Annotated in this window: 22 protein-coding genes; 8 read left to right on the top strand and 14 right to left on the bottom strand. The window is 37.2% G+C overall.

Annotation, left to right across the window (positions count from 1 at the left end; translation table 11 throughout):
* Positions 1-151 precede the first annotated feature (151 nt).
* Positions 152-3,577 carry an AAA family ATPase gene (locus LRP81_RS21295; protein ID WP_230504912.1) on the top strand — a complete coding sequence of 1,142 codons (3,426 nt, stop codon included), beginning with the start codon at positions 152-154 and terminating at the stop codon, positions 3,575-3,577.
* 128 nt (positions 3,578-3,705) lie between these two features.
* On the opposite strand, the gene LRP81_RS21300 is transcribed toward LRP81_RS21295, so the two are convergent.
* The 7 genes from LRP81_RS21300 to LRP81_RS21330 form a co-directional block, all read right to left on the bottom strand.
* On the bottom strand, positions 3,706-3,924 hold the full coding sequence (locus LRP81_RS21300; protein WP_230504914.1) for a spore germination protein: 219 nt from the start codon (positions 3,922-3,924) through the stop codon (positions 3,706-3,708).
* A 69-nt stretch (positions 3,925-3,993) separates the two neighbouring features.
* Positions 3,994-4,215 (bottom strand): spore germination protein, encoded by a 222-nt coding sequence (locus tag LRP81_RS21305; RefSeq protein ID WP_230504916.1) that lies wholly within the window; start codon positions 4,213-4,215, stop codon positions 3,994-3,996.
* The gene (locus tag LRP81_RS21310; RefSeq protein WP_230504919.1) at positions 4,216-4,623 is read right to left on the bottom strand and encodes a spore germination protein GerPE; all 408 of its coding nucleotides are present in this window, start codon (positions 4,621-4,623) and stop codon (positions 4,216-4,218) included.
* A complete protein-coding gene (locus tag LRP81_RS21315) occupies positions 4,620-4,808 on the bottom strand; it encodes a spore gernimation protein GerPD (protein WP_230504921.1) in 189 nt (62 codons plus the stop codon). Before LRP81_RS21315 ends, LRP81_RS21310 begins: the two co-directional genes overlap by 4 nt.
* A 13-nt stretch (positions 4,809-4,821) precedes the next feature.
* Entirely contained in the window at positions 4,822-5,445 is a 624-nt protein-coding gene (gerPC, locus tag LRP81_RS21320; RefSeq protein ID WP_230504922.1) for a spore germination protein GerPC, read from the bottom strand.
* An 88-nt stretch (positions 5,446-5,533) separates the two neighbouring features.
* The gene (locus tag LRP81_RS21325) at positions 5,534-5,791 is read right to left on the bottom strand and encodes a spore germination protein GerPB (RefSeq protein WP_230504924.1); all 258 of its coding nucleotides are present in this window, start codon (positions 5,789-5,791) and stop codon (positions 5,534-5,536) included.
* A 19-nt stretch (positions 5,792-5,810) separates the two neighbouring features.
* Positions 5,811-6,032 carry a spore germination protein gene (locus LRP81_RS21330; RefSeq protein ID WP_230504926.1) on the bottom strand — a complete coding sequence of 74 codons (222 nt, stop codon included), beginning with the start codon at positions 6,030-6,032 and terminating at the stop codon, positions 5,811-5,813.
* A gap of 441 nt (positions 6,033-6,473) precedes the next feature.
* Here LRP81_RS21330 and LRP81_RS21335 point away from each other — a divergent pair, with 441 nt between their 5' ends.
* Positions 6,474-7,655, top strand: a complete 1,182-nt coding sequence (locus tag LRP81_RS21335; protein ID WP_230504928.1) for a DUF418 domain-containing protein — start codon at positions 6,474-6,476, stop codon at positions 7,653-7,655.
* Positions 7,656-7,670: 15 nt separating this feature from the next.
* On the opposite strand, the gene LRP81_RS21340 is transcribed toward LRP81_RS21335, so the two are convergent.
* Positions 7,671-7,850 carry an aspartyl-phosphate phosphatase Spo0E family protein gene (locus tag LRP81_RS21340; RefSeq protein WP_230504930.1) on the bottom strand — a complete coding sequence of 60 codons (180 nt, stop codon included), beginning with the start codon at positions 7,848-7,850 and terminating at the stop codon, positions 7,671-7,673.
* Between the two features lie 168 nt (positions 7,851-8,018).
* Here LRP81_RS21340 and LRP81_RS21345 point away from each other — a divergent pair, with 168 nt between their 5' ends.
* Positions 8,019-8,924, top strand: coding sequence for a fumarylacetoacetate hydrolase family protein (locus tag LRP81_RS21345; protein ID WP_230504932.1), 906 nt, complete (start codon positions 8,019-8,021; stop codon positions 8,922-8,924).
* A gap of 106 nt (positions 8,925-9,030) precedes the next feature.
* Here the strand turns inward: LRP81_RS21345 and LRP81_RS21350 are convergent, their stop codons facing one another.
* Positions 9,031-10,227 carry an ornithine--oxo-acid transaminase gene (locus tag LRP81_RS21350; RefSeq protein ID WP_230504933.1) on the bottom strand — a complete coding sequence of 399 codons (1,197 nt, stop codon included), beginning with the start codon at positions 10,225-10,227 and terminating at the stop codon, positions 9,031-9,033.
* 155 nt (positions 10,228-10,382) lie between these two features.
* On the opposite strand from LRP81_RS21350, the gene LRP81_RS21355 reads away from it, so the two are divergent.
* Positions 10,383-10,721, top strand: coding sequence for a YisL family protein (locus LRP81_RS21355; RefSeq protein ID WP_230504935.1), 339 nt, complete (start codon positions 10,383-10,385; stop codon positions 10,719-10,721).
* 504 nt (positions 10,722-11,225) lie between these two features.
* Here the strand turns inward: LRP81_RS21355 and LRP81_RS21360 are convergent.
* Positions 11,226-11,804 carry a DUF2777 family protein gene (locus LRP81_RS21360; RefSeq protein WP_230504937.1) on the bottom strand — a complete coding sequence of 193 codons (579 nt, stop codon included), beginning with the start codon at positions 11,802-11,804 and terminating at the stop codon, positions 11,226-11,228.
* 295 nt (positions 11,805-12,099) lie between these two features.
* Here LRP81_RS21360 and asnB point away from each other — a divergent pair, with 295 nt between their 5' ends.
* The 3 genes from asnB to LRP81_RS21375 all read left to right on the top strand — a co-directional run bounded on the left by asnB (position 12,100) and on the right by LRP81_RS21375 (position 16,659).
* Positions 12,100-13,950, top strand: coding sequence for an asparagine synthase (glutamine-hydrolyzing) (asnB, locus tag LRP81_RS21365; RefSeq protein WP_230504939.1), 1,851 nt, complete (start codon positions 12,100-12,102; stop codon positions 13,948-13,950).
* Between the two features lie 278 nt (positions 13,951-14,228).
* Entirely contained in the window at positions 14,229-15,713 is a 1,485-nt protein-coding gene (locus LRP81_RS21370; protein WP_230504941.1) for a phytoene desaturase family protein, read from the top strand.
* A 112-nt stretch (positions 15,714-15,825) separates the two neighbouring features.
* Positions 15,826-16,659, top strand: coding sequence for a phytoene/squalene synthase family protein (locus LRP81_RS21375; RefSeq protein ID WP_230504943.1), 834 nt, complete (start codon positions 15,826-15,828; stop codon positions 16,657-16,659).
* Positions 16,660-16,912: 253 nt separating this feature from the next.
* On the opposite strand, the gene LRP81_RS21380 is transcribed toward LRP81_RS21375, so the two are convergent.
* The 3 genes from LRP81_RS21380 to LRP81_RS21390 all read right to left on the bottom strand — a co-directional run bounded on the left by LRP81_RS21380 (position 16,913) and on the right by LRP81_RS21390 (position 20,278).
* Positions 16,913-18,286 carry an ammonium transporter gene (locus LRP81_RS21380; protein ID WP_230504945.1) on the bottom strand — a complete coding sequence of 458 codons (1,374 nt, stop codon included), beginning with the start codon at positions 18,284-18,286 and terminating at the stop codon, positions 16,913-16,915.
* Between the two features lie 24 nt (positions 18,287-18,310).
* Positions 18,311-18,652 (bottom strand): P-II family nitrogen regulator, encoded by a 342-nt coding sequence (locus LRP81_RS21385; RefSeq protein WP_230504947.1) that lies wholly within the window; start codon positions 18,650-18,652, stop codon positions 18,311-18,313.
* 273 nt (positions 18,653-18,925) lie between these two features.
* Positions 18,926-20,278 carry an MATE family efflux transporter gene (locus LRP81_RS21390; protein ID WP_230504949.1) on the bottom strand — a complete coding sequence of 451 codons (1,353 nt, stop codon included), beginning with the start codon at positions 20,276-20,278 and terminating at the stop codon, positions 18,926-18,928.
* 124 nt (positions 20,279-20,402) lie between these two features.
* Here LRP81_RS21390 and LRP81_RS21395 point away from each other — a divergent pair, with 124 nt between their 5' ends.
* Entirely contained in the window at positions 20,403-21,263 is an 861-nt protein-coding gene (locus tag LRP81_RS21395; RefSeq protein ID WP_230504951.1) for an AraC family transcriptional regulator, read from the top strand.
* Positions 21,264-21,439: 176 nt separating this feature from the next.
* On the opposite strand, the gene LRP81_RS21400 is transcribed toward LRP81_RS21395, so the two are convergent.
* Positions 21,440-21,519: IS3 family transposase (locus tag LRP81_RS21400; protein WP_230504953.1), on the bottom strand; the 80-nt coding region annotated here is incomplete at its 5' end.

A 21,519-nucleotide genomic window follows, 5' to 3' on the forward strand; every position in this document is an offset into this window, starting at 1 on the left:
AGGAGGAAAAAGAATTGTCCCAAATGATCCTATTATCATTATCTAGAAATATCTTGAGACGTCCAAGCATTATGCAAGTCGCTCAATTAAAAAGAAGGAAGATTTTAGCTCTGCAGAAGGGTTTAAACATATAATACGAGGAGGAACAATTATGAAGCCGATAACCTTAATGATTGCTGGTTTACATAGTTTTCGTCAAAAGCAGTTCATTGACTTCGAAACACTTTGTGATGGGGGAGTCTTTGGTATTTTCGGTCCCACAGGCAGTGGCAAATCTTCTATTTTGGATGCAATGACGCTCGCACTTTACGGTAAAGTGGAACGTGCTACTAATAACACCCAAGGTATCATGAATCATGCTGAAAACACGGTAGAAGTTTCTTTCTTGTTTGAATTGGAAAGTGCTAATGGAAAGAAGCGTTATAAAGTGGAAAGGACGTTTAAGCGTACAGATGACGTCAGAGTGAAATCAGGCATTTCCCGTCTATCCGAGGAGAAGGACGGAGAACACTTTGTGCTTGCAGATAAGGCTAATGATGTGAACATGGCAATCCAAGACATAATAGGTCTTACCATCGATGATTTTACGAGGGCGGTGGTCTTACCCCAAGGGAAATTTGCTGAATTTCTCTCCTTGAAAGGTGCCGATAGAAGACAAATGCTTCAAAGGCTATTTCAGCTGGAAAAGTACGGTGATCGACTTTCGAAAAGGATTAAGGAAGAATTACAAGAAAAAACGATGCGGCTAAGTGAGCTGGAAGCGGAGCAACTAGGACTTGGAGAGGCATCCGATGAAGCAGTAAAAGAAGCAGAAAATGTGTTTCAGGAACTACATGAGCTTGTGATAAAAGCGGAAAAGTCGCTTACTGTTCTAGAAAGTGACTTTGAGGAAAAAAAGAAGTTATGGGAATGGCAAGAAGAACGAAAACCAATAGAAAAAAAGCTGTCTGAAATAAAAGAAGATGAAACGTATATGAAACAACTTCAAGAAAGGCTCACTCAAACGGAACAAGCAGAGGGTTTAAAGCCTTTTCTCGAGGATTTAAAAGAGGCAAAACAAACACTACTACACTGGCAAAACAAACAAGAACAAGATTTGCTTGCCTGGGAATCAGCACAAAAGGTGCTTGAAAAAACTACTGAATCCTACCAGCTAGCAAGAGAAAACAAAGAAAAAGAGATACCTGTACTCTTATCCAAAAAAGAAAATCTTGAAAGAGCAAAGAAACTACAAGAAGGTTTAACGAGCTATTTGACACAATGGAAAGATAAACAAGAAGCTATTGAAAGAAAAATTATGGAACTTGCAAAGGTAAAAGCTGAAGAAAAAAGAACGAGTGAATTGTTTATTAAAGCAGGAAATAAACAAAAATTGCTCAAGGAAGAACTAAGTGAAAAAACGCAATCTCCTGAGTATCTTGAATTGTTACAAAAAGCCTTTGATGAAAAACAACAAGTAATGCAACTGGAAGATAAAATATCAGAAACCACAAAAGAAGTTCAAAAACTTCACGAAAAGTTTTCAGATTTCCACAAGGAAAAAGAAAAAGCCTCAATGAACGGTAAAAAAGAAAAAGAAAATCTGCTTCATCTCTTTAACATTCTAGAAAAATATTACGATAGATCAATGGAACTTGGTTTTTACTTGGACAGACTGGAAAAGAAGTCAAGTAACATATTGGAACAAGAAAGAGTGTTAGCTGATAATTTGAAGGTACATCAATTGGCATTAGAACTGGCAAGAGCGCTTGAGAAGGGAAAAGCTTGTCCAGTTTGTGGATCAACAGAACATCCTGGTTTCGCAAGCAATGAAGGGCATAACGAGGTTGCTACAAGTAAAGAAAGTGATGATATAGAGAAAATACTATCAGCCATCCAACTACAACGACAAGAAAATATGAAAGTGAATCTTAAGCTGGAGCAAATTGCATCAGAGTTTTTTCAGAATCTCGAGGGCAATTATCAGCTGCCTGCGCCAACAGAATTGCATGAAAAAGCAGATCTTTGGACAAAGGAAATGGATCAAGCCCATGATGTTACAGAGTTTTTAATAGAGAAATTTAACGGACTCGTTACCGAACAAAAAGGGCTATGGCAGGACCTTTTGGAGCTTCAAGAGAAAAAGAAAAGTCTGGATTTCGCTTTAAGGCATTGGACAAGTACTTATCAGGAAAATGAAAGGCTTTCTACTAACTACAAAGAGGAATGGCAGCAATGGAATAACAGGTTAGAAGAACTGACCAATCAATTAAGTGAAAAGAAAAAACGATGGAATGATACGTATCCCAACCACAATTACGAGCAAGTGGAAACAGCTTATTTAGCAGGAAGGGAGAAAGAAAAGCAGCGTGCAGAACTTCAGGCTCGTATTAATAAAAGTGTAGAATTCTTAGAGGAAAAAGAAACGGAACAAAAAGATATAGAACGAAAAATAACCGATCTTGAAAAAGAATTATATGAGCATAACGTGAAAAAAGAACAACTTGATATTCACATAAAGGAACAGAAAGAGGAAATTTATGCTATTGTGGAAAATAAAAATATTAACGAAATGATAAATACTGTAATTCACACTATTAATAGCATAAATAGTAAGGAAGCAGAAAGTTACAAGGAATGGACAAATGCACAACAGCTTTTCCAAGATAGTGAAAAGAAAAAGACAAAAAGTGAACAAATGGTAACGGAATTTAGCTCTAGACATGCAAGTCTCCATGAAAAATGGACTATCGCTCTTAAAAAATCGGCTTTTTCAAATGTGGAAGAGGTAGAGGGTCATATACTTCAAATCTCTTCTATAGGCAGTTGGAAACAACAGGTAGAGGGATTTATAGATAAAAAGAACACTCTTGAGAAAGAATGGGAACGATTAAATAGGTTAATAGGCAAAAATGTTTTAGAGGAATCAGAGTGGAGTCATATTCAGCAGAACCTTCAGGATAATCGAAGAAAACTAAGGGAAAATATTGAAAGAAGAAGTGCCAGTTATCAACATCTTACTTCTATAAAAGATAGAAACAATCGTTATCAATTTTTGGAAGAAAAAAAGACAAGCTTAAAAGAAGAGCTACAAGCCTACCAAAAGCTTCAACATGTATTTAGGGGAAATAGTTTTGTAGAATATTTAGCAGAAGAACAGCTGCATCAAATAAGTAGAGATGCTTCTGAGAGGCTAGGGCAATTGACAAGGCAGCGCTATGCTCTCGAAATGGATTCCCAAGGTGGCTTTATCATAAGGGATGATGCAAATGGAGGGGTAAGGAGACCAGTTTCTTCGTTATCTGGTGGGGAGACGTTCTTAACTTCCTTGGCACTTGCACTAAGCTTATCCACCCAAATTCAATTGAGGGGTGAATATCCACTTCAATTTTTCTTTCTTGATGAAGGGTTTGGAACATTGGACTCAGAATTGTTGGATACGGTTGTGACCGCATTAGAAAAGTTACAATCGAACCATTTGGCAGTAGGTGTAATCAGTCATGTTCAAGAATTACGAGCGAGACTGTCTAAAAGACTTATTGTGACACCAGCAGAGTCGTCTGGGAAGGGTTCGTTGGTTACATTAGATAGTTATTGATGGCTCTTTTGCGTATTTTTGGAAATTTGTTATTTGTTTTTTTGCCAAGTTTTGCGAAAGTAATAAAGTTGGAAAAAATCTGCCAGAGAAATGACTGATGTCTTCTCTGGCAGATTTATATTAAGAAACTAACTATTACCTACAATATCCTGATCATTGACATCAGGGTCAATAGTATTGGTTGCACTTAGGCCATTGTTTGTGATGATGAAATTTCCAGTATTTAGCGCTCCGGAACCTGCTGAGGTTTTGGAAGCAGATTTTGGTGAAATGTAAAAGGAGTCCCCGAAGTTGAGAACACCACCACCGACACTATTGATTGCAACAGGACCAACGATAGCTGGCATTTAGAACATCCCCTACCTTTTTTGATACTTTTACTATATGAGACATGAATGAAATGGTGAAAATTCATATTATTTATTTGCTTTGAGGTTTTGGTCAGTTATATCAGGATCAATGGTATTGGTTACATTAATTCCATTATTTGTATTGACGATATTTCCAACGTTAGATCCACCAGATCCTTCAGAAGACTTTCCTGCTCTTTTTGGACTAATGTATAAAGTGTCCCCAAGATTTAGTACTCCATCTCCGAAAATTGAATCTATTTTAATTGGTCCAATCTTTGCGGGCATTTATAATTCCTCTCTTTCTGGTGTAATGGCATGAGCTCTGAGGCCTTCATGCCCAAGAAGTTGTCGCATATGCTTGATTCTTGATTCGGCACAAATAGTCTGTGAAGATCCCACTTGCAGTACTGATGAGGACGAAACCCCTTTTACAGAGATAGTTTTTACATTGATAAAAGGGTTTAAATCCCTTTTTTCCATTGCGACATTCTCTGTAATGACAGGAGTTGGAAGTTTCATGGAGAAAATAGGGAATTCTGAAAAATGCCCTTCTTTTCCGTAAAACCGTGGAAATTCCCTTTTAACTGCTAAAGCTCTAGATTTAGCGTTTATATGATAGGAGTCTCCAATATGGAAATAGGAGCTGAATGTAAGACTATGAATATTGATTTCTTCCACCTTTGAAATTCTCATGTTGTCCCACCTTCTGTTGTCAGTGGTACGAATGGCCCTATGATTAATGCTTCTGGTGGAGTATCAAAATAGGAGGATAAACATATATTTTGTGTATCACCGACTAGTAAAATGGAAGAAGACGAAACCCCAAGTATATCAATATGGCCAACTTGCAGATTGTGATTAGCTACTTGAAAAATCATGTTTTTCACCACATTATTTTTTGGAAGACGGCAGGCTCTGGATAAAAGTTGAAAATGCTTTTTCAATATCATTCTGAAGTTTGCGCACCGTAACTTCTTTTATTTTTGTATCATTGTAACCTTTTTGTACTGCTTCTGCAGTGATTCCATTCAGCGTGTGAGAAACCCTTGATGGCAATTGTTTCGCTACATCCTGTATCATGAAATCATAATAATGTTCATCTATGTCTTTACCTTGTTTTTCAGCAATATTTTTAATTTTGGAAGCACCCTGTTGATCTAAATACGAACGTATTTCTTCTTGAATTCCATTGGCTAAATATTGATTAGATGGATTAGGTACAGGAACCTCTAAATTATTTTTCGTTACAACGAAATCTTCAATATCTCCTGTTCCTCCAGGTGTTAGGCCAATGTTTAGCGTCCCTTCAAGGGTTTCCACTTTTAATTGATCAAACTTGTATTCAATTCTTTCAATATTCATACTTGGTTTTTCCTTAAGTTGGATGATCTCCTGCTGCATGATTTTTAGAAGTTCTTCTAATGTAGAAATTTGCTTGGATTGATTTTCCACAATAGACTGAAGTTGATTAATTTGTTGTTGAGAATTATAGAAATATGAATGGTTATTATACATTCGATCACCCCTTTTCATATTTGAAGAAATGCATAGAACTCCATCTCTTATACCATATGCAAATAATGAAAATGGGTGAATGCCCAGTTTAACCTGTTGGTCCTTTTAGAGGTACAAATGGTCCGGCTGCTTCGGCTGGGTTAGGCTGTGTACCTTCTGTTTGGCCAGCAAGAATTTCAGCAGTGCTTTCTGGTCCTACCTCTTCAAAACCCCCAGTATTTTGGAGGGTGGATAATGATTTTATCACCCCAGCACTCCCAATTTGGAAAACAGAAGAATTGGAGATTCCTCCGATTTTTACTTGATGAATGACAATACTCTGGTTGATAAAGAAATTTGTAGTCATTGGAGTTCTCCTTCCCATATCACATATTGAGGGCTACTGGCTGATCATTTATATCTTGATCGTACGTGTTTGTCTGACTGTTTGTATTGCTAACACTTACATAATCCCCTGTATTAAAGCTTCCAGACCCTGCAAATGTTTTGGCGGAGCTTACCGGTGACATTTGAAATACATCTCCAATATGAAAAATTCCCGAGTTACCAATACTGTTCACATTTACTGCTCCGACAATTGCTGGCATAAGAGATAAACTCCTTTTTAAAAAGATAGGGATGTATCAAGGGCTGAACGAGGCGCTTTCGCTTTTCTGATGGTCTAGCTGCAGCGCCTAGCCCCTCGAGGTCATAAGCCAATGTGTCAAGAAGGTAAAACCCAACCTTCTTACCGCCTCGTCTTATGCTTGTCGGGGCTGTTCAAGGCGCTTCCGCTTTTCTGATGGTCTAGCTGCAGCGCCTAGCCCCTCGAGGTCATAAGCCGATGCGTCAAGAAGGTAAAACCCAACCTTCTCGCCACCTCGTCTTATGCTTGTCGGGGCTGAACGAGGCGCTTCGCTTTTCTATATAGTATGACATTCGCCTGGTAAGGTGAGTGTACAATTAAGGAAAGGGTAGTTTTGGAGATAGGAATATTTAGGTAAAAGCGCTATAATAAATTTTATGATGATTTATAAGGAGGATGAATAATGCAAGCTGCACCAATTCAAGAGAGAGAAAGGATTGTAGCTTTAGATATTGTAAGAGGCTTCGCTATTTTGGGGATTTTTCTAGTTAATATGCCATCTTTTTTTGCTCCGATATTGTATATTAACCAGAACAGTTATTGGACAGATACGAAAGATATTTTCGTGGTAAATGCAATTGATATTATGGCACAAGCCAGCTTTTATACATTGTTTTCGTTTCTGTTTGGTTATGGATTTATCATTTTTACTAAAAGGGTGGCAGAGAAGAACTTATCTGTGCCAAAATATTTTTCAAAACGGTTAATCGTTTTATTAATCATTGGGATTTTACATGCATTTTTTATTTGGCATGGCGACATTTTAATTACATATGCTATTTGCGGATTTGTTTTGCTTTTAGTTAGAAATTTATCTCCAAAGGTAATGATGTGGATAGGTTTGTCGTTAGTTTTTGTTCCCACCATTCTCCTGTCCTCGCTGCTAATGTTAACGATGTTAGCATTGGGGGGGATAGATCCATATGTCCAACTAGAAGGTTTAGTCGAACAATCTCTAAATATTTACGCTAACGGGTCATTTTGGGAGATTACGAGTCAAAGAATTTTTGATTGGTCCTATGTGAATGTTTCAGGTTTTATTTTTATTGCACTCGCTGTACTACCAATGTTTTTCTTTGGGGCTGCGGCCGCAAAGTCAGGATGGCTAACGAATGTAGAAGACAAGTTAGGAATTTTTAGGAAGCTATGGCTAATTACCTTTATGTTAGCTGTTATGTTTAAATTGCTCCCATATTATACGGAGAAAAACTATTTGACTGAGTACCTTCAAGATGGAATTGGGGGACCAGCAAGCGCCATTTTTTATTTTCTAACGGTAGTTCTTGCTACGAGAACGGATATTGGGAAGAAAATTTTGTCGCCATTGCAATACGTTGGAAAGTTGAGTCTGTCTAATTATCTCTTGCAATCTGTAGTCTTTTCGACTGTGTTTTATAGTTATGGGCTTGGTTTATATGGATCATTCACTCCGTTCTATGGTCTATTGCTAGTCATTGGGTTCTATATTTTCCAAGTGGTCGTTAGTAAGTTTTGGGTAAATAAATTTTATTATGGTCCAATGGAATGGTTGTGGAGAGCAGGTACTTATGGAATAAGACCAAAATTTAAAAAAGATGTGAGCTAAGTGCTTCACATCTTCTCATTGAGCAAAGGAATAGGTATTTGGTTGTTGAATTATTTGTAGTTGATGTTTCGTCTGCTTGTTAAGGAGTAAGTCGAGCTCCTGACTACATCTAACGGTTTGAGCTGCCGTAAATCCGTATTCTTTTGCACAATGAATCATTTGCTTCCGCTTTAATTCGATCTTTAACGCTAACATTCACTTCTTCTCCATTACCTTGAAATTAAGACACATACGTGTTTTGTTCATTATTACACGTTTATATGCATAAAAAAAGCACTTCGATAAAACATGTCATAATATAACAAATTACTACTCGAATCAACAGACGCTACGGGAAAACATTGTTTATAAGGAGGAAGTTTGATGCGATTTGTTACGGTTGAAAAGGAAGGGAATATATTTTATGGATTAGTGGATGAGACCCTTACAGAAATTTTGGATCTTGCAAAGGCGAGTCATGCCATGGGAATGGCTACTCCTTTACCGTCAACGCTTTTACAATGCTTGGAGCTCGGAGAAACGTTTGTAGAAAATGTATTAGAAATAAAGGAATGGATTAATAAACAGGATGAGACTTCTTCATATGTATATAAAATATCAGACATAACACTTCTTGCACCTATTCCAAGACCACTGAAAAATATACTATGTGTGGGAAAGAATTATAAGGATCATGTCCTTGAGATGGGGAACGAGGCAGATATTCCTGAACATATTATGATTTTTACGAAAGCACCTACAACTGTAATTGGCCATGACACTTCTATACCATTGCATGCAGGAGTAACAAGTCAATTAGACTATGAAGGAGAGCTAGCTATCGTAATTGGTAAAAAAGGGACGGGAATTTCAGAGGAAGAAGCAATGGATTATGTGTTCGGATATAGCATCCTTAATGATATCACCGCAAGAGATTTACAAACGAAACATAAACAATTCTTCCTTGGAAAAAGCTTGGACGGTTCTTGTCCAATGGGCCCAGTACTTGTACATAAATCGGCCTTTACCAATCCGCAAAATGTTTTGCTATCAACTAGAATTAATGGCGAGCTCCGTCAGCAAGCGTCTACGGAATTAATGATTTTTTCACTACCAGAAATTATTTCGACTTTGTCAAAAGGTATGACATTAGAACCAGGCGATATTATTGCTACGGGGACCCCTGCAGGAGTTGGCAAAGGATTTAATCCACCCAAATTTTTAAAAAGAGGAGATGTAATAGAAATAAGTATCGATGGTATTGGTTCTCTAAGGAATATCGTAGAATAACTAAACAAAAAAAGTTCGGAGCTTTTCGTTCCGAACTTCTTTTGTTTTTCTTCATTAGCTGAATCTTCTGCTTGGTGAACTGGTCAAAGCGTATTCACTTATCTATCTAAAGAGATAATACTTTCTTAACTTTTGTAATAGCCCAGTCCAGATCTTCTTTAGATATGACTAATGGAGGTGCAAAGCGGATTACCGTTTCATGCGTTTCTTTACACAATAAACCTTCTTCTTTCAGCTTTTCACAATATGGGCGTGCTTCCTCTGTCAGCTCTACCCCAATAAATAAACCGCGTCCACGAACATCTTTAATTAATGGATTGTTGATTGTACGCAATTCTTTCATCATGTATTCACCTAACTCATAAGAACGTTCTACAAGTTTTTCATTCTCAATAACATCCAATGCCGCAATGGAAACAGCACATGCTAGTGGATTCCCTCCAAATGTGGATCCATGGGAGCCTGGGTTGAACACACCCAAAATGTCCTTGTTGGCGGCAACACATGAGATAGGAAATACTCCTCCGCCAAGTGCTTTTCCTAAGATATACATATCTGGCACAATACTTTCCCAATCGCATGCAAAAAGTTTTCCGGAACGTCCTAGACCAGCTTGAATTTCGTCAGCTACATACAGGACATTGTTTGCTTTACATATGTTGTAGGCTTCCGCTAAAAAACCTTCTTCCGGAATGTTTATCCCTGCTTCTCCTTGAATTGGTTCAAATATGAAAGCCGCAGTATCAGGGGTAATAGCTCCTTTTAACGCCTCGATGCTGCCATATGGAATGACTTTAATTCCAGGAAGCATGGGACCGAAACCTTGTTGATATTCTTCACTGGATGACATCGATACTGCAGTCATAGTTCGCCCGTGAAAATTGTCTTCACAAACGATGATTTCTGCTTGGTTAACTGGCACACCTTTTACTTCGTATGCCCAACGACGTACAGCTTTGACAGCTGTTTCAACTGCCTCTGCACCAGTATTCATTGGCAAAATCATATCCTTTTTCGTAAGCTTAGCCATTTTTTCATACCATGGTCCAAGTTGGTCATTATGGAAAGCTCGAGATGTTAAGGTAATTCTGTCTGCTTGGTCTTTGAGTGCCTGAATGATTTTAGGATGACGGTGTCCTTGATTGACGGCTGAATAAGCACTTAACATATCCATATATTTATTGCCTTCTGGATCTTCCACCCAAACACCTTCAGCTTTGGAAATAACAATAGGAAGTGGGTGGTAATTGTTTGCGCCGTATTTTTCAGTGATGCTAATAATATCATGTGTTTTCGTAGTCATTTATGAAATACCTCCATTTAATCAATGTAATGGCTTTCAAACGTATTATATCATTGATAAAATACAAAATCTTATAGAAAGTAATTTGTTTAGTTTTTTTGTCTTACTATGGTATGATACAAGTAGTTTTGAGTTTGATAGAGGAGGAGAATTAAATGACACATGCACATATTTCAACATGGGCTATTGCGTTAATTTTATTTGTTGTGGTTCTTATACTAACCAAAGCAGGTAAGGCAAAAGGTGCCAAAATTACTTCCATGGTACTTCGTTTATTCTACATATTGATAGTGGTGACTGGTTTACAATTAGGTTGGGGTTGGATTACAAATGGCCAATATGTTTTGAAAATGGTTCTTGGTATCGTTGTAATTGGTTTGATGGAAATGATTGCAGTCCGAACTAGAAAAGGAAAACCTACTGTTGTCTTTTGGGTTCTTTTTATTGTGGCACTTGCGTATATCTTACATTTAGGATTCAGCTTGCCGATGTGATACTTATTGAAAGCTTAGGTCTTTTACCTAAGCTCAGTGTGTAGACAATGGTACATTTTTATTTAAATCCATGCAATTCCCTTGTTGATCGTAGTGGAAGACGCGCAGACTCCTCGAAAATGCTGACACATTTTCTTCGTGCGATGAATGGCTGCCGAAGCCTTCCTTGTCCTGCGGGAGGAAGGGACATGGGAAACCCCACAGGGCGCAGCCCGAGGAGGTTCCCGGACCGCCCGCGGAAAGCGAAGCGTCTGCAACGAAGATCAACAGTTAAATACAAATCTAAAAATAATTTGGGTTTGTCAACAGTCTGAGCTTAGGTCTTTTACCTAAGCTTTTAATTTTTGACTGTTTTTCGCAAACGCTTTTGCTTTAAAAACCTTACTAATAACACGTAATATTTGTTACTTGGTGCTCAGTTCAAGTATTTAGTTAAAATGAAAATTCCTGAAGCCGACCTTATTATCAGTTAATAGAAACAATTCATTTGAAAAAAGTGCTTATTTATTCAGCTTTCTTATGTTCTAGGTTTGTAAACAAATAACGCTTCCCTGTTTGTAATGTGTATTCAAATCTGTCAGTTATCAATTTCCCTCGTGAGAAATGATGCTGGACTGAACAGATGAATGCCTCGTTGTCAAAAACGAGGAAATTAACACCGCTAGGTTCTTTTACTAAATCCATAAATTGCATCGTGTTATGACAATAGATGCAATCATATAAAGAAATGTTGGACTTGTTTAAAAGGGAAGTGAAGTTGGTAAATGCATCTACAGATAATTCTTCTAGCCATTCCATATAGGCTTGAGGCAATCTTTTTCTAACTCGAACTGCATCCCCATTATTCAACTCATAAAGGTGTTTTGTATGTAGAAGCACTTGTCCAGTTTCCATGAATACACCAGGAACCCATTCGTTGGAAAGTAAAATTTCAATTCCATCCTCTGTAATTTCCACAAGCAAAAAGGCTTCATCGTCTTCCGCTTCAAAAAAAATCCATTGATCATTAATATTTTCAACCGTTCCACAAGTGTATGATCTTTTTTGTTCGAATATAATGCGTTTTCTTTCTTGAAGATTCACAGTGCTATCCTCCAATGATACAAGTTTTGTTTAGGTAATCCGTTGTGTTTGCCATTCTTCCCTACTTCTAAATCCTTTAAACGGCAACAGATTTTTTCATAACGTACTCGCTTTTCTTTTACTATACCCAGTTTGCTCATTGAATATTGGTAATTAATATACTGCATTAGTTTGAGGGAGTTAAAAAGACAAACATTCAAAACATAAGGTGGGGGGCATTTCAAGTTCATCTTATAAGCATTCCTCGCATAGGATAAAAAAGCCATGCAACATATAGAGGAGTGGATAAGACAAAATGTGCGGGATTACTGGATGGATAGACTGGAAACGGAATTTAAAGGCAGAGAAAGAGATAGTAAAGAAAATGGCAGAGACTTTATCGTTAAGGGGGCCAGATGATACAAATGTCTGGATGCATAATCGGGCTGGGTTTGGGCATAAACGCCTTGCTGTCGTGGATATTGAAGGTGGCAAACAACCTATGTCAAGATCAAAGGAAGAAAAAAAATATACTATTTGTTATAACGGGGAGCTATATAACACAGAGGACATTAGAAAAGTATTACTAAACAGAGGTTATCAATTCAAAGGACATTCAGATACAGAGGTCCTCTTGACAGCATATATCGAATGGAAAGAAGAATGTGTACATCATCTAAATGGAATCTTTGCTTTTGCTATCTGGGATGAAGAGAGGGAACAACTTTTTATTGCTAGAGACAGACTTGGGGTAAAACCGTTATTTTACCATGAAAAAGACGGAAAGCTATTATTTGGCTCTGAATTAAAAGCAATATTAGCGCACCCTGAAGTATCTAGTGCAGTCGGGTACGATGGATTAGCAGAAATCTTTGGTTTAGGCCCATCGCGTTCACCTGGTCATGGTTTATTCCACGATATAAATGAATTAAGACCAGCACATCTTCTTATTTATTCTAAAAATGAAGGATTAAAAATTAAGCGATACTGGAATGTGGAAAGTAAACCTCATTTAGATAGCTTGGATGAAACGATAGAAAAGGTGCGTTACTTATTTACGGACGCTGTTACAAGACAGCTTGTATCGGATGTACCAGTGTGTACTTTTTTATCAGGAGGGCTGGATTCAAGTGCCATTACAGCTATTGCTGCCAATGCTTTTAAAAATGAAGGGAAGCCCCCATTAAATACGTATTCCATTGACTATGAAGAAAATGATAAATATTTTAAAGAGAATGAATTTCAGCCAAATTCTGATGAAAAGTGGATTAATATAATGACAGACACCTTTGGAACTGTCCATAATCAAAAAATAATTTCTCAAACCAATTTGGCAGCGTATCTTAAAGAGGCTGTCATGGTACGTGATCAACCAGGGATGGCAGATATCGATTCTTCATTACTATGGTTCTGTAGGGAAATTAAGCAAAACTATGTTGTCAGTTTATCTGGTGAATGTGCAGATGAAATATTTGGAGGTTATCCATGGTTTCATCGTGCCGAAGATTTAGCATCAAGCAACTTTCCTTGGATGCGTTCGACTCAGGCGAGAATGGATCTACTTAGGCCAGAATGGAGGAAAAAGCTGAAATTAGAGGAATATATAACCGCAAAGTATGAAGAGACTAGAGCTGAAACTCCAAGACTTGAAGGGGAAAGTCTGTTAGAAGCTAGAAGAAGAGAATTATTCTACTTGAATATGATCTGGTTTATGACAACATTACTGGATCGCAAAGACAGAATGAGTATGGGAGCTAGTTTGGAAGTGAGGGTTCCATTTGCTGACCATCGTCTCGTAGAGTATGCATGGAATATCCCTTGGGAAATGAAAATGCTCGAAAACAGAGAAAAAGGACTTTTAAGAAAAGCTCTTGAAGGTATATTACCTAAAGAAGTACTTTATCGAAAGAAAAGTCCTTATCCGAAAACACACCATCCTGTGTACACAAAACTAGTAAAGAATTGGATGTCAGAAATATTAGAAGATAACACCTCTCCTATTCTTGAATTTATGGATAAAAAGCAGTTGCAGGAGATAATGGCTTCTGAAGGAAAAACCTTTCAAGTACCATGGTTTGGTCAATTAATGACTGGTCCACAATTATTGGCACATCTTGCACAGATACATGTATGGTTTACTCAGTATGGAGTTACAGTAAAGGAGTAATTTTTTTCGATTAGGGAAAGAAAATATATGTGGTGACTTTTGAAAATATCATTAGTAGATTTTAAATCCAAGTGATAATCAAACTTTCCTCATATCTAAATCCAATAACCATATTACGAGCCTTTGATTTGTACGCTATAAAGCTATCACGATGTATTCTATAATGCTATAAGAACTCCTATCTAGGGGTTTTTATTTTTCTATAGAAAAGACATGCAATATTTTTATTTTGAGAGTTTAAAATGGATTTTATTTCGCAAGGAAGGGAGCATTTCTGAATGAGTAAGAAAATAATAGTTATTGGTTCTGGACCTGGTGGGTTAGGTGCAGCCATGCTGCTTACTTCAAAAGGATATGATGTCACAGTTTTAGAAAAGCTAGATTATGTCGGTGGAAGAAGTTCCTCCATCAAAATGAAAGATTTCATCTTTGACTTAGGACCCACTTTTTTTAATATGCCTCAAATTGCTGAAGAGCTTTTTAATAGATGCAACCGCAATCTATATGATTATTTAGAACTAAAAGAGGTAAAGGACATGTATAATCTTATCTTTCCAGATAAATTATTCTCTGTTTCGAGAGATCCTGAAAAGATGAAGGAAACAATTGAAAGGTATTTTCCTGGAGAAGGAGAGGGGTATGGTCGTTTTATGAAGGATACAGAAAAACGAATGTCAGCCCTGAAACCGATTATCGAAAAAAAAATGGATCGCTTCTATCATTATTTTCAATGGGAAATTCTGAAGGCTTTGCCACATCTGGGTTTTGGAAGGAATCTTTATAAGCAACTTGACAAATACTTTAAATCTGATCAGCTAAAATGGGCATTTACTTTTCAGTCAAAATATTTAGGGATGTCTCCTTGGGAGTGTCCAGGAATATTCTCTATTCTTCCATGGATGGATCATGCTTATGGAATCCATCATCCAATCGGAGGAGTAAACAAACTAACAAAGGTAATGTCACAAATTGTACGGGAAAATGGAGGGGAAATTCTCCTGAATACAGGTGTGAAAAAACTATGGATTGAAGAAAGAAAAGTAAAAGGAGTAGTTCTTGAAAGTGGGCTAGAGATGAATGCTGATGAAGTTGTGGTAAATGGAGATTTTGCTCATGTTATGACTAATCTCGTTGATGAGGGTACTTTAAAAAAATACTCTAAAAAGAAACTAGAAAAGAAGAAATACTCATGTTCCACGTTCATGATGTATTTAGGACTAGATAAATTATATAAACTCCAGCATCATACCATTATTTTTGCAGAAGATTACAAAAAGAATATGGAAGAAATAACAAAAATAAAAACAATCCCAAAAGATCCGTCTATTTATGTGCAAAATGCCTGTGTTACAGATGATACATTAGCTCCAGAGGGTAAGTCAACTCTCTATATTCTTGCGCCAGTACCAAATAATTTTAGTAAGATCGACTGGGAAAAAAACAAAGAAAAGTTCAGAGACCTTGTTTTAGACATTTTGGAAAAGAAAGGCGGATGTGATGACATTCGAAGTCACATAGAAGTAGAAAAAATAATTACTCCGAGGGATTGGGAAAAAGAAAAATTTATTTATAAAGGAGCAACGTTTAATCTAGGTCATCAGCTTTCCCAAATGATGGTTTTACGCCCTAATAACGACTTTGAAGAATTGAAGAACTGTTGGCTTGTTGGTGGAGGGACACATCCAGGGAGTGGACTGCCAACTATTTTAGAATCTGCCAAAATAACAACAGATTTAATAGAGGAAAAACAAAAGATTTATTAGTTTGCCGATATCCTAATGGAAACAAAGATAGACTTTCAATGTATAAGGTTTCTGCCAGGTTGGATTATTCCTAGATTTGTTTTTTTCTCATCAACAAAGGAGTGGATTTTTTATGAATGTAGCATATGCGTATCATCATTGTGAATCAATTATTAAAGAAAATTCCCAAACCTTTTACAAGGCCTTTACGTTATTGCCACCTGATAAAAGGAAGGCGGTATGGGCTGTGTATGCTTTTTGTAGACAGGTTGACGATATCGTAGATGAAGGGCGCAGTCCTAAACAGGAGTTACTAAAATTCAAGCAGCAATATGCTTCATTTATTAATGGGAATCTCCCATCATCCCAACCGATGTGGATTGCCTTGCAGGATGTTTTCCAAACCTATGAAATGGACACGAAAGCATTTCATGATATGATTATCGGTCAGGAAATGGATTTGAATAAAAAGAATTATTTCACTGAAAAGGAAGTGCTTAATTATTCCTATTATGTCGCAGGTACAGTTGGATTAATGATTTTACCAATACTGGCACCCAAAAACAAAGAAAAGCTAAAAAAAGATGCTATTGCTCTTGGGCAAGCAATGCAACTTACCAACATCTTGCGGGACATTGGAGAAGATTTGGACCGTGGTAGGATTTACATACCGATTCATAAACTTGAAAAGGCAGGTTATTCTGTTGAGGAGCTCAAAAAACATATTATCAATATAAAGTTTATATCTGTATGGGAGGAATTGGCATTGAAAGCAGAGTTTTTATATAAACAGGCTATGAGTTCCATTCATATGTATCCCTTGCATTCCAGGGTTCCCGTTAAGAGTGCTGCTTATCTATACCGCGCTATTTTATATGTCATTAGGCAGAAGGGGTACAATGTTTTTAAGAAAAAGCAGTATGTGACAAACAACGAAAAATCACAGATTATTTCACAGCTTATGTGAATCCCAAAGAATGCTCTTTTTTAAAGGCAGATTTCACTTTTCTGAATTATTTGGTTGACGTAATAACGATTACTCTCATGGGAAAGTAATATATAGAAAATGAACAGTCTAAAAGCCGATTTTTACTGGATATAAAGAAAAATTTTAGATATTAATATTTATAGTAAGAGAACAGCTCATTACACATAAAAAGCGATTCCATGCATAAAACAAGGATCGCTTTTTTCATTCTATTAATCTCAGAGAAATGAAATTATACCTGCTTAACTTTTGTAGATGTTTTACCTAGGTTATCCAATCGATGGACAAGACCTGTACCGAACTCTGGTGTAGAGCTATTATCAGAGAATAACGTTTCTTTGAATTCATATGCGGATGATCCATGTTCTGAGAAGTCGAGACCTGTAATTTCTTCTTCTTTCGTAACACGGATACTTGTAAATCTTGTCACGATATAGAGGAAAAGAGAGGCGGTTCCTACGGTCCAAGCCATAACTGCCAGAATACCAACTGCTTGTATTACAAGTTGTGTAACTCCCCCTCCATAAAATAGGCCAGTTGAAGTAGAAAATAATCCAACAGCAAGTGTACCCCAAATGCCACATACACCATGAACTGCGATTGCTCCGACAGGATCATCTACTTTTGCTTTTCGGTCAATAAAGGTAACAGCTTCTACTAGAATGACACCAGCTACCATCCCGACAAAAATCGCACCAATAGGAGATACTTCGCCGGTACCTGCAGTTATCCCGACTAGCCCAGCAAGTGCGCCATTAAGGGTTAATGATGCATCGACACGTTTATAGCGTAAGCGTGTGTAAAGCGCAGATACAAGTACTCCTGCCGAAGCAGATAACATCGTAGTCGTTATTACATGAGGAATGAGAGTTGGATCTGCTGCTAATGTACTTCCTCCGTTGAAACCAAACCAACCTAACCATAAAATAAATACTCCAAGCGCACCTAAGGGAATATTATGTCCAGGAATCACATTTACCTTACCATTTTCGTACTTCCCGATCCGTGCACCAAGAAACTTGACGGCCACAATTGCACCTAAAGCACCAGTTAAGTGAACGACAGTGGATCCAGCAAAATCAGAAAAACCAAGCTCGCCTAACCAGCCTCCTCCCCAAACCCAGTGACCAACAACTGGATAGATGAAAGTTGTCATTGCGACAGTAAGTAAAATATAGCTGCTCAGTTTCATTCGTTCTGCTACAGCACCAGATATAATGGTTGCGCAAGTAGCAGCAAACATTGCCTGGAAGATGAAAAAGCCAATTTGATCTTCATGACCAGTTAGGAAGAATCCATCAAGACCTAAAAAGCCACCACCTGAACTTCCAAACATAAGGGCATATCCAATTGCTAAGTAGAGAACCGCCGCAATAGAAATCGTTAAGAAATTTTTCATAAGAATGTTTAGGGCATTTTTAGAACGTGTAAACCCTGATTCTAACATCGCAAATCCAGCATGCATAAAAAATACTAATAATGCTGCTACCATCACCCACACCATATCAAGTGAAATACTTAACGCTTCTACTGATGGTGCTTGCGCATGAGCTGTACTGCTGACTAGAAGACCTCCTGTAACAAGTAAACCAATTTTTTTCTTCATCTAGTAACACCCTCTCCAATGTAGTTAAATAATTGCCAGTTTTCCACTTTCGCCTGTTCGAATACGAATAGCATCTTCAATGGTATAAATGAATATCTTGCCATCTCCCACTGTATTACTGGAGCAGGTCTCTTGGATTATTTGAACAATTTCATCCACATATTCTGATTCAACTACCATTTCTACTTTTACTTTTGGTAATAACTTAATCTCGAATGTGTTGCCTCTGAACAACCCTTGTTGACCTTTTTGCTGACCGCATCCAGCTACTTCTGAAACTGTTAAACCATTAATGCCGACCTCTTCTAATTTTTCGCGAAGGGTACGGAAGGTTTCAGGTCTAATAATCGCTTCTACTTTCTTCATTTTTTTCACTCCTTTTTGAATTTAAATGTGACTTTTTTGTGTTATATTTTCTAACATATATAGTTATGTTTTTTATCATATTAGATAAATCGGCAGCTTGCAAGAGGAATTATCAAAAAATTCTGTCGAAAACGTTTACAAGTATGTTAGGTTTTCTTACAATTGTTAAAATGGAGGTGATTTTGTGGAAAGGAAAGGGGAATGAGGGGATTATTACAAAAAAAGTGGTGCCTTTAGTTTTGGCACCACTTTCACTAGTTTAGATTTTATTATTTAAGAAGCTTTCTGCTGTACAAAAGATTTGTTTACCCAAATTCTTGATCTCCATCGAAGTAGCATAATAATTCCACGCAGCCATTCATCTAATATCATGGCTATCCACACACCGATTAGACCGAGTCCAAAATGAATACCTAAAATATATGAAACTGTCACAGCGACTCCCCACATTGATAAAATACCAATATAAACAGGGAACTTTACATCACCGGCCGCACGCAAGGCATTAATAACAACCAAATTGAAAGAGCGTCCTGGTTCTAAAATGATAGTGAGGAGAATCAACGTTCCTCCAAGTGCAATAATTTCAGAGTTTGAAGTGAATATTGCTAGTAATGAGTCTGAAAAGAATGCAAAAGGTATGGCGGTTAAAATCGATATCGCTATGGCAAGTTTCAAGCTTTTTAGACATCTCTTATAGGCTTCTTCCACTTTGCCTGCTCCAATTTGATGTCCAATTATTATTTGAGTTCCTTGACTAATGGCGACGCTAAACAGATAAATAAACATCATTAAGCTTTGGGCATATACCTTTGTTGTTAACGCATTCGTTCCTAACATAACAATAAAATACGTGATGACTAGTTGAGAAGTATTGTAAGAAAGATGCTCACCAGCAGATGGTATTCCAATTTTCAATAGATTTTTCACATGTATAATAGGGAGCTTAAAGATTCTTTTAAATGGCAAAGGCTCTTCAATTCTTTTAAAAAGAAGAAGGGTGATCACGATTAACCCGATTGCCCGACTGAAAACAGTTGATATTGCAACACCTTCTACCCCAAGGACAGGAATGCCGAATGGTCCAAAAATAAAAAGGTAGTTTCCAATGACATTTAGAATATTCATCCCTATAGTCACGTACATGGCATCCTTGGTGAATCCGTAACTTCTTATCGTTGCACCAGCAGTTATGATAAGGGCTTGTAAAAAGGAAAATACGCCAACCACTTTCAGATAAGTATCCGCTTCTGAAAGTAATTCTGGAGGAAGGTCCATTAGTAACAGTAATTGAGAGCTGAAAAGAAACACTATAAGGCTAATAACAACACTGAAGATTAAATTGGCAAATAGTGATACAACCGTCACTTCGGCAGCTATGCTTCTGTTCTTAGCTCCCAGGTATTGTGCGATTAGTATAGAAGTTCCTGTTGCGATAAACCCGAACATGACTATTAACATGAAGAGAATTTGATTTGCCACTCCTACAGCTGCTACGGAGTCGTCTGAATACTGGCTAAGCATTAAGACATCCGCATTCCCCATTAACATATGTAATAACACTTCAATGAATATTGGCCAGGTTAAAGCAAATAACGTTAATTTTGTTGTATTTTTTTCTTTCATGAGGTTACTCCTTTTGATGATTCCGACATAAAACCATACCTAGTTTAACTGCATTTGGTTATAATATAAAGAGATGAAATCGATTCTTATTGGAATATCCCGACTTGAGGTGTAAAGAGTGTCTATGATTGCTATGTCCATTCCGCCATTTCCAGTATTTATTCGAGGTGGAGAATCTACGTTTTTTCAAGGGGAGCATCATTTCTCCAGAATCTTTTCTGTTTTTGATCTTTTATATGTAAAAAAAGGAACTCTATATATGCAAGAAGGTGATAAGCAATTTGAAGTGGGCGAGGGTCAGTATGTAATCTTGGTGCCAGGAAAAAGACATGAAGGTTATGCTGATTGTACAGATCAAACTGATTATTTTTGGTTGCATTTTGTAATAGATGATAATGAGTACGAAATGGTAGAAGATAAAGAACTAGATTGGTCTTATGTGTATAAAAAAGAGCCAACCTTTACAGAAGTTGGCCATTACCTGTTTCATCTTCCGCAGTATGGAGAAGTAAAAAGAAGGGAAATTGTCGAAGGCCAGCTTGCTGCTTTATTGAATATTGGTGATGCGCATGTTCCAGATCATTATTTGCAACAGCAATTACAGTTCTCAGAGTTTATCATCCAACTGCAAAAAGAGGCATTTTCCATACCTAGTGCAACCGAGAAGGTTTGTGAAAGTGCGATGAAGTTTATTCAGGAAAATTACAAACAGCAATTATCTATGACTGTTTTAAAAGAATCACTAAACTTTCACCCTGATTATTTAACAAGGTGCATGCAAAAAACAATCGGTATTAGTCCTATGCAATATTTATCTCATTATCGGTTACATCATGCGAAAAGGCTCCTTGCTGAAACAGAATATAAAGTTTCTGCTATTTCTAGGGAAGTAGGCATGGAAGATGTTACTTATTTCTCCAAGCTGTTTAAAAAAGTAGAAGGGATCACCCCATTAGAATTTAGAAGGCTTGTGCATAGAAAGTGATTACCCTTTAAATGCATTACAAGAAACTCGTAATCTTTAAGAAATATTCAAGTATAATGTCTCACAACCTACTTTTACGAATTGTAACAACCTATTAGTTTAGGGACAAATTAAAAAATCCCGTCAGCGATGATTTTGAACTGTACCCCAAATAATGGACAGTTTATAAAAAAGACCTATGCGGCTAGTAAATGACCTCGGTATTGAACCGGGGTCATTTTCTTTAATCCCCATTGGTAACGATTATTATTATATT

It is taken from the genome of Sutcliffiella rhizosphaerae (genome assembly GCF_917563925.1).
Lineage (GTDB): Bacteria > Bacillota > Bacilli > Bacillales > Bacillaceae_I > Sutcliffiella_A > Sutcliffiella_A rhizosphaerae.